At 37.0% G+C, this 13,280-nt stretch carries 13 protein-coding genes; all 13 read right to left on the bottom strand.

The annotated features are described in order from the left end of the window. Positions 1 to 163: 163 nt before the first annotated feature. The 13 genes from hpt to spoVT all read right to left on the bottom strand — a co-directional run bounded on the left by hpt (position 164) and on the right by spoVT (position 13,216). Complete coding sequence (hpt, locus tag LIZ98_RS02600; RefSeq protein ID WP_227138916.1) at positions 164 to 709, bottom strand: hypoxanthine phosphoribosyltransferase; 546 nt, start codon at positions 707 to 709, stop codon at positions 164 to 166. Then, a complete protein-coding gene (gene tilS / locus LIZ98_RS02595) occupies positions 709 to 2,127 on the bottom strand; it encodes a tRNA lysidine(34) synthetase TilS (protein ID WP_227138915.1) in 1,419 nt (472 codons plus the stop codon). Before tilS ends, hpt begins: the two co-directional genes overlap by 1 nt. A 90-nt stretch (positions 2,128 to 2,217) precedes the next feature. Next, positions 2,218 to 3,201, bottom strand: coding sequence for a serine/threonine protein kinase (locus tag LIZ98_RS02590; protein WP_041844679.1), 984 nt, complete (start codon positions 3,199 to 3,201; stop codon positions 2,218 to 2,220). Continuing rightward, on the bottom strand, positions 3,170 to 3,907 hold the full coding sequence (locus LIZ98_RS02585; RefSeq protein ID WP_034766899.1) for a VWA domain-containing protein: 738 nt from the start codon (positions 3,905 to 3,907) through the stop codon (positions 3,170 to 3,172). The genes LIZ98_RS02590 and LIZ98_RS02585 overlap by 32 nt, the downstream gene beginning before the upstream one ends. A gap of 256 nt (positions 3,908 to 4,163) precedes the next feature. Beyond that, positions 4,164 to 6,635 (bottom strand): stage II sporulation protein E, encoded by a 2,472-nt coding sequence (spoIIE, locus tag LIZ98_RS02580; protein WP_041844680.1) that lies wholly within the window; start codon positions 6,633 to 6,635, stop codon positions 4,164 to 4,166. A 429-nt stretch (positions 6,636 to 7,064) separates the two neighbouring features. After that, positions 7,065 to 7,472 (bottom strand): S1 domain-containing RNA-binding protein, encoded by a 408-nt coding sequence (locus LIZ98_RS02575; protein WP_108897194.1) that lies wholly within the window; start codon positions 7,470 to 7,472, stop codon positions 7,065 to 7,067. A 73-nt stretch (positions 7,473 to 7,545) separates the two neighbouring features. Then, positions 7,546 to 7,935, bottom strand: coding sequence for an FtsB family cell division protein (locus LIZ98_RS02570; RefSeq protein WP_227138914.1), 390 nt, complete (start codon positions 7,933 to 7,935; stop codon positions 7,546 to 7,548). Between the two features lie 18 nt (positions 7,936 to 7,953). Then, positions 7,954 to 8,568: a spore cortex biosynthesis protein YabQ gene (gene yabQ / locus LIZ98_RS02565; protein ID WP_227092026.1), complete on the bottom strand. Its 615-nt coding sequence runs from the start codon at positions 8,566 to 8,568 to the stop codon at positions 7,954 to 7,956. Then, positions 8,565 to 8,870, bottom strand: a complete 306-nt coding sequence (yabP, locus tag LIZ98_RS02560) for a sporulation protein YabP (protein ID WP_034766886.1) — start codon at positions 8,868 to 8,870, stop codon at positions 8,565 to 8,567. Before yabP ends, yabQ begins: the two co-directional genes overlap by 4 nt. A 136-nt stretch (positions 8,871 to 9,006) precedes the next feature. Next, positions 9,007 to 9,273: an RNA-binding S4 domain-containing protein gene (locus LIZ98_RS02555; RefSeq protein WP_034766884.1), complete on the bottom strand. Its 267-nt coding sequence runs from the start codon at positions 9,271 to 9,273 to the stop codon at positions 9,007 to 9,009. 30 nt (positions 9,274 to 9,303) lie between these two features. Then, complete coding sequence (gene yabN / locus LIZ98_RS02550; RefSeq protein ID WP_227138913.1) at positions 9,304 to 10,761, bottom strand: bifunctional methyltransferase/pyrophosphohydrolase YabN; 1,458 nt, start codon at positions 10,759 to 10,761, stop codon at positions 9,304 to 9,306. Beyond that, positions 10,754 to 12,367, bottom strand: a complete 1,614-nt coding sequence (locus tag LIZ98_RS02545; protein ID WP_227138912.1) for a putative polysaccharide biosynthesis protein — start codon at positions 12,365 to 12,367, stop codon at positions 10,754 to 10,756. Before LIZ98_RS02545 ends, yabN begins: the two co-directional genes overlap by 8 nt. Before the next feature lie 312 nt (positions 12,368 to 12,679). Next, positions 12,680 to 13,216, bottom strand: a complete 537-nt coding sequence (gene spoVT / locus LIZ98_RS02540) for a stage V sporulation protein T (protein ID WP_095142280.1) — start codon at positions 13,214 to 13,216, stop codon at positions 12,680 to 12,682. Positions 13,217 to 13,280: the final 64 nt, after the last annotated feature.

Here is a 13,280-nt window from a genome sequence, read left to right as displayed (position 1 = left end):
GACCTCCTCTCAAAGGGAAACAAACTTATTACATAGTATCATAGTAAATGAATGCATGACAAGGCATTCTGCTTTCTTTTTGGATCTTACTCTATATATTGTAAACCATACCATTTATTTTAAAAAAACTTTAATTAAATCACTCTTTTAAACGAAATCTCCTTTAATCCTCCTTACTATATACTTCTGGTTTTAATACTCCGATATACGGGAGATTTCTATACTTTTCTTCATAATCGAGTCCAAAGCCGACAACAAATTCATTTGGGATGATAAATCCGGATAAATCTGCCTTTAGATCAACTTTCCTTCCTTCTGGTTTATCAAGAAGCGTGACAATTTTAATAGAATTTGCCTTCCGATAATGAAATAGGTCAACTAAGTACTTTAAGGTTAACCCACTGTCAATGATATCTTCAACAATCAATATATCCCGACCTTCAACGGAAGTATCTAAATCCTTGAGAATCTTTACTTCTCCACTGGAAACCGTCCCCCCATGGTAGCTTGATACATCCATAAAATCAATTTCCAAGTATGTATCCATATTTTTGATTAAATCGGCCATAAACGGCAATGCACCCTTTAATACACCGACAACTAACGGGAAACGATCTTTATATTCTTCGGTAAGAATAGCTGCGATCTCACGGATCTTGGACTGAATCTCTGCTTCTCCAACTAACACTCTTTCAATATCTTGATTCATTAACCTTGCTCCTCCCAGAAGTCTGACTGTTTTATGTATTGTAATATCAATGTTTTCCCCTTAATCATTCGAGATGATTCGTACTTGGATTTTTTCAATAACGGTACCCACAATATTTCGCCTTGTCGATCAGTGACAATCGGCCATGTATCCCTGTCCGGAATCGGAATTTTATTATCGATAAATAGTGATTTGATTTTTTTTGATCCTTTCATTCCTTTGAGACGAATTCGATCACCGTTTCTCCTTGACCGTACATATAAAGGGAAAGTTGTGTTATCATCTAACATAAAATATTCATTTCCAACCCTTACTTCATCATCTGCAACAAACATTTTCAACTGAGATCCATTAGGTAAAGTGATTGTTTCACCTTCCTGCCAAGTATATATATATGGTTCAATTTTTTCTAAGGAAAACGTGAAAATACATTTTTCATAGGACCGATAAACTTTAAGTTTATCCGGCAGATGCAATTCACCGGATGGATTCGGACTTTTTATTAACTCGATTATGGCATCTATATGGTTAGCCGATAGGTTTTCAGGCAGACGATTTTGATAGAGATAGTTTAATATTAGATGAATACATCTCCTTTGTAAAGGCAAAGGACTTTCTAAAAAAACACCCAATTTTATTGATAATGTAAGTCCAACTTTTTCCTCAATAACAATTTTATTATATGTTTCCTTTGTTAGCTCCATTAAATATTTTTCATCTTCCATTAATTGTTCACTAAATCGTTGAAAATGAACATGAACATTAGGGTTTTCTTTTTTTAAAAATGGCAAAATATATTTTCGATAACGATTTCGTGTATAAATATCCGATTTGTTCGTCGGATCATAAACGGGTTGTAGTCGATAATGCTCCAGATATTTTTCTATTTCATTTTTTGTTACACATAGAAAAGGTCGAATGACTACTCCATCGGCAAAAGGACGTTTTACTTGTATACCTGCCGCCTTTGATGTAGTTCCTCTTGTTAACCGCATTAAGATGGTTTCAATTTGGTCATCACCATGATGGGCAAGTGCCAAAATCGGAATATGATATTTTTCCATTATTGATGCAAAATATGTATAACGCAGTTCTCTGGCGACCGCTTCTGAACTTGCAGACTTTCTTTTCTTAATTTCTTTTGGGACATTTATGCGCTCCCCATGAAACGGGATATTCCATTCGCGACAAATCTTTTCTACATACTTCATGTCTTCATAGGACTCTTCTCCCCGAAACATATGATCAACATGAGCAACAGTGAGTTTCAGCTGCATTTCCTCTTGAATCCTTTTCAGAAAATGCAAAAGAGCCAAGGAATCCGGTCCCCCCGAAACCCCAATTAATATATGGGATTCATCCGGAATTAATTGATGTTTTATGATAAATTTTTTTACTTTCGCATCAAAATCATTCATTTCCTTGACAATCCTCTTTCTGTGGCACGCTTATTTTATATTTTACCTTATTGAATTTATTTTTTAAAACATTTTTTCTTGGCAATATACTTACATGATTTGTTCAAAAATATAAAAGGCGTATATAATACATACAATTGACACAATTAGGATTGTTTCCAATATACCATGTTTATTCTTTTGTTTCTTACGTCTCGTTCTAGTATTATTGGTCTGCGCTCTTTGATTTTTGTTTGTTTGATACTTCGGTGTTGTCTGATGATGTGCAGATGGAAAATGAATTAATTTTAACAATTCTTTTTTCATCTCTGTGGCACTACTATATTTTCCGGCCAATGCTTTCAATAATATTGGACGATATTGTCTTAACTCTTTCACATCCTGAATGGCCTTTTTCAACTGTTCAATACCAACACCATGTTTTTGAAACCGTTTTGGATAAAACAGGTTGATGACAATCATGGCAACTGCAAAAAGATCATAAGAAGGTTCTGCACGCCGCGAGCCAAGTCCCCAATAGCCCCGGTCAAAAAACTCGGTAAACTCTTTAATTGCTCTCCCTTGCATCGTTGTTCCGCCAACATCAATACAACGAATTTTAACCGGTGATTTTGTAACAAGTAAATTTTCCGGTTTTAAATCTCCAAAAACCCAACCGTTTTTATGCAGGTAGTCAAGGTCGGTCAGTAGTTGCGATATTAAAACCGGCAACCACGTTGTACCATTTTGCTTAATGAATGTTAATAAATCTGTTCCGGCAATATACTCCATAACATAAAAGGATATTTGCGAGCCATTATGAATCCAATCATCCACATCGAATAAAGAAGGCCCGAGGGAAACCCCCTGGGCCTTGGTAAAAGATTTCAGAACATTGACTTCAGAAGTAATGGTCACATGGTTATCACTGACTTTTATGGCCACTTTTTTTCCGTTCCAATCAGCTAAATATACAATTCCGTTTGCGCCTCGACCCAGCTCCCTAATAATTGTATAGCGATTGTGATGCCATTTCCCTTGAATAATCGTTCCGGATGCAAAATTAAATGGACTCTTCATAGAATTCATCATCATGACGTGACAGGTATCCCCTTACCGAATGTTTTTCCTTAAAATATGTGATCGCTTCTTTTAATGCCGGCCCGGTTGGTGTCATGCCACTCGGATTTAACTTTGCGAAAACAGTCGTTAAAGATTCTAATTTCGGTGTCCAGTCCAGTAGTTTTTCCACTTCATTTCCTTTCCCGGGAAATATAAAGAGTGAAAATTGGTTATTTCCCATTCGAGCATTTAAACTTAAAGATAAATCGAGCAATGCTTCTTTTACAGTCGGTAATTTATGTTTCATGCTGGCACTTGTATCAACAAGAATGAGTACTTCCAAATCAACTGTTTCGTTTAGTTCATCTACTACTTCAAGAACTTCTCCGCGTTTTTCCGGCGGCAGATTTTCTAAGCTGGCTTGATTTCCTAAAATTTGTCTTAATTCTTGATTGACAACTCCTTGTAATGTTTGGGTCATCGCTTTCCTAGTAACCATTTGAACGGTTTGTGATAGTACTTGAGAATAAACAATTTGGCTGACCCCGCCACCTTGCCGGGCAATCCCTTCAATTTCACGAACCCCTTGTTCATCTATAATATCATTTTCCATGACACCAATGACGTTAACAGTAATTCCGAACTCTCTTGCCAGGGCAGCCATTGCCACCGGATCTTCACCATGATTTGAACAACCGTCAGTGATTAACAAAATTTGTTTAATTGTCCCCGTTTTCATTCAAATCCCCTCCAAATTACTTTTTACCATCTTTGCCTGATTGGAGAGGATATATACATTGTCTATATAAAAATATCATTTAATGAAAACCGTAGATAACAGGTTTAGCCTCGTACAATCTGAGTCCGATCAGTCGAAAACAGATTGGCTTGCTTAAATGGCTATCTTAAAAAGTATATATGAAAAGGGACGGCCCCGGATAGCCCTTCCTTGAATTTTTCCCTCCTTTCCGACCTCATACGTATAGACACTATTTTTATGCTCCTTTCCTTAATGAAATGGCAGGTATAGGCTTCCATTTCGGATTGTTATGCTTTATTTTTGCAACCAAAACAGTCATATCATCATCTATATACCCATCACTGGAGCGAATTACTTCTTCCATTATAATGTCAGCTACCGCTTGCGGATCATCTGTTTGTAATTCTAGTATTTTTCGTTTTAACCATAGATCGATATTTTCGATATGCCTTGGCCCCTCAAAAATCCCGTCGCTCATCATAATCAGCAAATCGCCTGCTTTTAATTGTTCGCTAACAACGTCGACTTCAAATTCTTGAATGATTCCTATCGGTAAGTTGCTTGCTTGAACTTTTATGACCTGATCACCCCGCTTAATAAAACTCGGGGTCGAACCAACTTTAATGAATTTAGACTTGGCATCCTGCAAATCTACTATCGCTAAATCCAGTGTTGCATAAACCTCATCAGTTGTGCGTAAAGAAAGAATGGAATTGATTGATTTAATGGCCACCTCCTCATCAATACCTGACTGAAGAATTTTTTTCAATAAATTTAAAGTTTCCTTACTTTCTAAATAAGCACGTTCCCCGTTGCCCATGCCATCACTAATGGCTAATGCGTATTTCCCTGCACCAATTTCAATCATAGTATAACTGTCACCGGAAACGAAACCGCCGTTTTTCGCGGCAAAAGCCACGCCCGTATCAACCACAAAACGCTTGGCGGAACGGAAAGTTGCATAACAATAATCATGCTCATGGCTTGCACATTCTTCTTTATATACGGTAACTTGCTCATGTAAAATATCGGACAAAAGCGGGGCTATTAATTTTTCACATTGGCCCATTCCGCCGCAATATGGAATGGTTATATCAATATCAACATTTCCTTGTTCCAGACTGTAAATTTCAATATGATCCACTTCGATTCCAAATGATTGTAGCGCATCGAATAACTGATCCTCCTGCTTTTCCAGGTTTTCCCTTTCCCTTTGAATCTCATTGGCAAAACTGGCCATAACTTTCGAGACGCCATATAACTGTTCAGCCACTAATTTCCGGCTTTCACTAATTTGCTGTTTTAATTTTTTATTCGCATGATGATAATGTAACTCATTTTGGATCGTATCGATTACCTTTCCGCTCCTTGTGCAGATATGTTCCAAATTCCGAATCGTTCGTTTGGATAGCGCATTTTTTTCCTCCAATTCCAGCATAATTCCCTTCATTGCATCATATGTTTTATTGTAGTTGTTAAGCGCCCAGCACTTTTCCTTCTTAAAACAAGTTTGGCAAGTTTTCGCTGTAACATTGGCAAAGAAATAATCTATTTCTGCCTCCGGATCGGATCGTTCATGATTTTCCTGCTTTCGAAAGCTCATGGCCAGTGCTTGGAAGATGGAAGAAAATTGTTCCACTCTCCTGGCTGTTGCGTCCCTTATCTTCCGGATATATGCTTGTTGTTCGGCCGAGTACTCAGTTGTCCCCGGTATATGCTTAGCAATTTTATTCGTATAAAATACCGGTGTTAACATAAATAGAATTAATGCAAAAAATGACTCATACAAGCTGGTCAAAATGGAGGTTGTTCCATTTCCATACAGTCCCAACAATAAAGTGGAAACAACCAGGCCAAAGCCGGCGCCAATCTTTTTCCCATCTTTTAACAAACCACCCAACAAACCGGCAAAGGCTAATAAACTCATTTCAGGGAAGCTGTTGATATCAGCAAGTCCAAAAATCAAACCGGTGACAACACCGACTGTGGAACCGACAGTTGCACCTGCTGTAAAAGCAAAAATTAAAACAAGATAACGAGCCAAAATATGAGATACGGCGATACCTTCAATCATCCACCCCATTGCTCCTGTCATCATTGAGGCGATTAAAATAATTAAACAAACCAGTTCTTCCGTTTTTAGCGCTTGTCTTCTTTTCGATAAGGATAATAGCGGAATACTTTGCAAAAATATCAATGTTAAAACAAAAGCAAGACCTGCTTCAACAGTCGTCATTAATGCATGGTAAATGGTGATATCCTGTGTTTCAACATAATGCCATGATAGCCTGCCGATTAATATGGACAAAAACACTAAGATCGGGATTAACGTTGTCTGATTTCGAACAAACCGGTTCACCAATTTATGACCGACAAGAAATAAACTTATAATCATAAAAGCGTAAACCGCGTTACCCAATGATATGGTTAAGGCACCGGCCACAATTCCTATAAATATTTGTGGTGATTTATCTTTTCGGATAAAATAAGCAGCTGCAAAAAAAGGCAAACTAAACGGTGATAATACAGACAAAATAAAGGCTCGTCCAAGCATAAAACCGAAAATAAAGAGGAGAAGTCCCCGTTTTATAAATAATGTCTCCAAATGATTTTTCATTGATTCTAGTAAACTATAAAAGAAAAACTTTGCATCCACCATCTTTCTTTCCTGAATGGGCTCAACAAAACTACCTTGAATTTTTCCCATCACAAACACCCCTAGCTCATTTTTTGATTATTATAGACGATGGCAAGATAAAATTTTGTCAAAAAAGAAAGAGTAAATATAAAAATATTTCGACAATTGTCTACCCAATCATAGATAAGCAAACAAATTTCGTCAGCTTATTTTTCTTCCCTTTCATAAAAATGAAGCAATAGTTCTTTACCCTCATCAGTTATAAACAGTTCGACATTCTCCACACTGTTCATTTTTCGACATTGATATTTTTCTACTTTTTTAAAAAAGAATGCTTTTTGGGGCTTTACAATATTACTTTTGCTAATAAATAAAAAAGGCTGCCTCATATGAGACAACCCTTTATTTCAAAAGCGACCTTTGCTTAGCTTATAAATACAATATAATAACTAGAAAATTCAGAGCAACTTGCAAATAGGCTATTATACAGACAGCAAGTTAACCTCTTCTCGCACCTCTACCTCCTCTTTTTGATTCAGTATTGCGCTTTAACGAGGCCAGGCGGTCTTCACTATCTTTCAAGAAGCGCGCCATTTTTTGTTCAAAATTCTCTTGTGAATTGCGGTCATGGTTTTTCCCTTGACGTGGACGACCACTGTTTTTCTCCGGTCTGTCCTTTGCCTTTTTAATAGATAAACCAATTTTGCCGTCCTTCTCAACATTCATGACCTTTACTTCCACTTGATCGCCGACTTTTAGAAATTCATTAATGTCTTTTACATAAGTGTCTGCGACTTCGCTAATATGGACTAATCCTGTTGAGCCCTCTGGCAGCTCGACAAATGCACCGAAATTAGTAATCCCTGTTACTTTACCCTGTAACTTGCTGCCTACTTCAATTGACATAAAAAGAAACTTCCTCCTTAAAGTAATAAAAAAATACACCTATGTATATTATAGACAAAATCGGTTTTAAGTGTCAATCAACCGAATCATCAACTTCTTTATCAGGAATGGAGAAAATAATTTCACCCTCGTCGGACAGATAATATTCTTGACGGGCATATTTACCAACATATTCATCATCTTGTAATTTGGTGATATTTTCTTTTAAAATTTCCTGGTTTTCTTTGATTTGATTATACTCAGCTTGTACTTCCTTTAACTGATCCTGCTTTTCGTTCAGGACAGAGGCTTGGGTATACAAAGTTTTAATTAATGTATAGGAGAAAATGGCAACAAAGACAAAAAACAAAGTTAGCCTGCGAATGAGCAATTTTTTTCTCCTTTTTATATAGATACTATGCTGTTCTTGATGACTTTTATAAGTCTCGTTCAATATCGGAACTCTGCTTCGTTCAGTACTCATTCACTTAAGCCTCCTCTTTTAACGCCTTTTTAATTTATTGATTACGTCCATTATCCATTTTAGAGAATTAGAAATTCTTTTAAAAAAATGACTCCCTTTTATTTTAAACGATTTTGGTACAGCTTTCCAGATATATTTTCCTAAATAAGTAAATGGTTTAAGAACAATTTTAAGAAGAACCCCCAGGATTTTTACTAAAAATAAAAACATTTGCAGAGTGAACTTCCCCAGCGCGACAATTATTGTAAATATAAATGTAAAGAACATAACGACCGGCTTTATAATCACATTACTGAACAGTTTTGCTCCGAGTCGGTATATGCGAACCAATAGCTGGATCAACCACTCAAGCAGCCGATTATATAAATTTTTTAGCAGACTTTGATAAAAAGCAAAACCGCAAAGAAGGGCTAAAAAAATATAAAAGCGTATTTCACCATTATTTACCAGGTAAAGGATATAAAAGGTAATGAGCGCTTGTACTATCCAAAATAAAATATCGTTAATGCCTCGTACAATGACATTTCTTTTTGAACGGTTAAATAAGCGGCTATACGTGTCCAAAGCCGCCCCAAAGTAACTGCCCATTCCAACCATGGCTAGCATTGTGTAAAATTGTACTGTTAGACTCATTTGAACAACTTGCTAAAGAATCCCTTAGCTTTATCTCCCTGGTGATCTTCTAGGTAGACGAGGTCAAATATTTTCCCTTTGATAGAAACAATCCCTTTATCAACATCCAAGTTTTTCATTTGTAGATTTTGACCGCGAATAGCTAAATAACCCATGACCGTTTCTAATAGGAATTCTTCATTATCGAAGCTTTCTACTTGCTTCACACCGGTTATATCCAGAGTTTTACGTCCTCTCATAATTACATCATGATCCTGTACGACAGGTTTTTGATTTTTCGATTGATCATAATATTGGTTCACCATTCATCCCCCGATTCAATCTTGTTCTCATTCTTATAAAATAGTTATGCTCGTCCGTTCTGGATTAGAACAGAAAATAGCATTGGGGGACAAACCTCAATGGAATAGACAGGAATGTAAAAAGCTATTTTATTTATTAGTTTTCTTGATTTATCCGCTCATCTTTCATAACGGTATACATTGAATCCGCATCTTCTTTTCGCGTTGTTTCTTGCAATTTTTCAATCTTCACGGTCATAAGTCTTTGTCCAAATCTGATTTCTAATTCATCCCCGACATTGACTTCGGAACTTGCTTTAGCTGTTTTTCCATTGATTAAAATTCTTCCCTGGTCCGCTACTTCTTTTGCCAAAGTTCGCCTTTTTATCAATCGGGATACTTTTAAAAATTTATCTAACCTCATAAATTTGTCCAGTCCTTTCTTTGTTGTTGCTTACAAACCACTTTCTTTCGCTTCATTCCAAAACGAATCCAGTTCTTCCAACGTATAATCCGAGAATTGTTTTCCAGCTTTATTTATTTTTTCCTCGATGTATTGAAACCGTCTTACAAATTTTTGATTGGCGCGAATCAGTGCTTCTTCCGGATGAATGGACAGGAACCTGGCTATATTTACCATCGAAAAAAGCAGATCACCATACTCCAGTTCAATTGCGTCTTTATTAACCCCACTGTTAACTTCTATTAGCCATTCATCTAACTCTTCTTTTAATTTCTCGATGACCGGTTCAATTTCCTGCCAATCAAAACCAAAATTTTTCGCCATTTTTTGCAGTTCATAGGCTTGTAAAAGTGCCGGCAACCCTTTTTTAACCGCGGCAAATCGTGTTTCTTCTCTTCCTTCTTCGTTTTGCTTAATGTCTTGCCAATTCGACAAAACTTCATCGACCGTTTTTGCGGCTTTATCGCCGAATACATGGGGATGTCGGCGGATCATTTTACTAGTGATTGCTTCGATAACATCATCAATGGTAAAGTATCCTTCATCTTCACCAATTTGAGCATGCAGCATGATTTGTAATAAAACGTCACCGAGTTCTTCAACCATATGGTCATCATCATTTTCATCAATCGCTTCAAGCAATTCATACGCCTCTTCAATTAAATATTTTTTTAACGATTGATGTGTTTGTTCCCGATCCCACGGACATCCGTTGGGACTTCTTAAAGTAGCTACTACTTGCCGCAAATAAGTAAAATTTTTATAAAGAATCCGTTCATCTTTTACCGGTGGGATATATAAACTTGTTAAATTACTGAACGAAAATTCATGATCCAGTAGATATAAAGGTACTTTTTTTACAGATTCAGCGGCACTGCCCGCATTTTCCACTATATAGATTTCATATGTGTCAGGTAGTAACTCCATTAATTCCAATTTTACATTTGATGCAACCATTTGATCATATACTTGTCCGATAATCATATGTTGCGTCAACTGAACATTATATTTATTGAAGTTTGTTCCATCCAACAGCTGGAAACCTTCAATTGGGTCAATCCGGACTGCTTGAAACAATGCATCGAGGAAACTTTGACCACCGGCCAATTCAATTTCAATCCCCATCTCTTCCCTGCGTTCAAGTAATAATTGAACCGTCCTCTCCGCAACTATAGGAGCCCCTGGAACAGCGTACACGATATCTTTATCCGATGCTTCCGAAAATAATTTCTCAACAATTTCCTCGTACACATCCGTAAATTGTTGATTCTTCTCATAAATCGCATCAAAGGAAAAATAGGCAACCCCTTCCTGTTCAAGGCTCTCAACAACCGGATGTTCTTTTGTCCGTAAAAACAATGGATAATCATTTTTCAATAAGTTATAAACACCTAGGGGAAGTTGATTAATATCACCAGCTCCAAGCCCAACAATAATAATTTTAGTCACGGTTAACCCTTCCTTCTTTTAACAAAAATTGAAGTCTGCTCCCGAATGGTAATAGGATTATTTCTTCTTTGGAAAAAATACAGCCACGGATAATCGAGATGAAAAAGACAATCGCCCCAATCACAGCAGCACATATGGCAACAAAAGCGGAAAAGAGACGGACTCCGTGAAAAAGAGGAGCAAAAACTCGGCTAATCAAAAAAAATAAAGAAATCGTGATCGTCATAATTGTTAATGATTTTATTAAAACGATCACAAAGCGCCAATTGACCAGTCGAATATCAATGGTTTTTCGTAAACGATATATTAATATTACAGCCATCAGCAACAAGGCAAGATTACTGGCAATCGCCGCACCCATCGTACCCCATTTAAGTATAAAAAACCGATTAAATAAGAGCTTCACAAAAAATCCCACAATCACAATACATGCCGGAAAATATGTGATATCAAGTCCTTGCAAAACTGATATGATGGTTGTACAAATTGTCGCGAAAAAAACAATTAGTACAAATATGCGCAAAACATTTGAACCCCATTCGTTTTCAAATAACATCACATTCAAATCATTCATAATTAAAATCAAACCGGTTGTCGCAGCAGAACTGACAAGAAGGCTTAATTGAAGGGCAAAGCGGATATAGCCCGTCATTTCTTCACTTTTTCTTTTCATCGCAGCAACAAAAGGGACAACAGACAATGACAAAGATATGGCTAAAACCATTCCCAGCTGCACTAACGGTTGACCCCGATCATAAATCCCCTTCATCACTTGTGCTTCTGTTAAAGCCATTCCGCTTTCTTTTAGTAAAGGAACCATTTGAAAAGAGTCTGCCAACTGAAATAATAATAGCGTTAAACTGCTTATGCAGACGGCAATCCCTTCCGTCCATACCATTTTCATAATTTTAACAGAACCTTTAATGCTATTCCAAAAATGTATTTGACTTTGGTGATGATGATGGATAAAAAATGCAACTAAAATCATTGCCCCGCATAAACTTCCAACCACTGAAGCAAACATCGTCCATTTTCCGATCCCGTACAATGTAAAACCTTTGGCAGTTAAAAGAAAGGCAAAAATCAGAATAAGAGAAACCCGGACAATTTGTTCCCCCAATTGAGAGATTGCAGTCGGTGCCATAAATCCTTGGCCTTGAAAATGCCCCCGCATTACAGATACGAGCGGAATAATTAAAAAGGTTAAGGACACCATCTTCAACAAAGGTTCTAACCGAGGATCCCCCATCAGTCCGGCAAAAAATGTCGAACCAAAATAAATGACAAGGAATATAAGAAGGCAAATCGTTGAAACGGAAACAAATGCCGGAAATAATATTTTTTTTGCTGCTCTTGTATCACCTATACTAATCTTTTCCGCATACAATTTTGAAATAACAACAGGAAATCCGTATGTGGCAAAAGAAACCGCTATCCCATAAAACGGGTATACTTGCTGATATATGTAAAAGCCAACATCTCCAACAATATTTTGAAACGGTACACGGTAAACAGCGCTTAATACTTTTGATAATAATCCTGCAACTGAAAGGATCGCTGTCCCTTTCAGCAATAGCTTTTTCGAATTATCTTTCTCCTTTTTCATAAATACACCTGCTAAATAATAATGAGACTTTCATCAGTGGGGGCTTTCCCCTCGGATGGTTAGTGGAACAAATCAGGCAATAAATAATACCAACCTCCATTTTATTATAAAACAATAAAAGAAGACAGACTTCCTGCCTTCCTAAAAAATATTTATCTCAATTAAGTTTTTTTATCCACCTTATGTAGTGACCATATCGTCCCCCGCCCCTAATCAGGGGATGAATAGCCATCATAGGGAAGTCAAGTTCTCCAACCCCAAGACTTAAAAGACCGCTATTCACCGGAAAAATTCCCACTGATTAAGATCACTTTATTGTTCCATTTGTCTTGCTAAAAATCCTGCGGCTGTCTCGGCTGCTTTTTTTTCGACTTCACCTAATGTATTATCCTTAGACATTATAATAACTGTACCAATTGGGTCACCGTTAGCAATAATTGGGCTGATCGTATAGGAAGTCAATGTTTCTTCATTGCCTTCCACAAGCGAAATCGTGGTTTCATTCGTTTCTAAAACGGTGGATCGATCGGCCATGACCTTCTCTACAGACTCGCTAATATTTCTGTTTAAGTACTCTTTTTTCGACCCCCCTGCTACAGCAATAACCGAATCACGATCACAAATTAAAACGGTACTCCCAAGGCTGTCAAATAAAGCCTCTGCATATTCCTTGGAAAAATCACCTAATTCACTGATTGGAGAATATTTTTTTAAGATCACTTCCCCATCACGGTCAACAAAAATTTCTAACGGGTCTCCTTCACGAATTCGTAAGGTTCTCCTAATTTCCTTTGGTATTACAACACGACCTAAATCATCAATTCGACGTACAATACCAGTTGCCTTCATCTTAAGTTGCCTCTCTTTCTTATGATGATTTTCTTGCTGATGTCACAGTTACGAACGGATATAT

Source organism: Caldibacillus sp. 210928-DFI.2.18 (genome assembly GCF_020554505.1).
Taxonomy (GTDB): Bacteria; Bacillota; Bacilli; order Bacillales; family Caldibacillaceae; genus Caldifermentibacillus; species Caldifermentibacillus hisashii.
The sequence above is the reverse complement of the archived record's forward strand: the minus strand, read 5'-3'. Positions and strand labels throughout refer to the sequence as shown.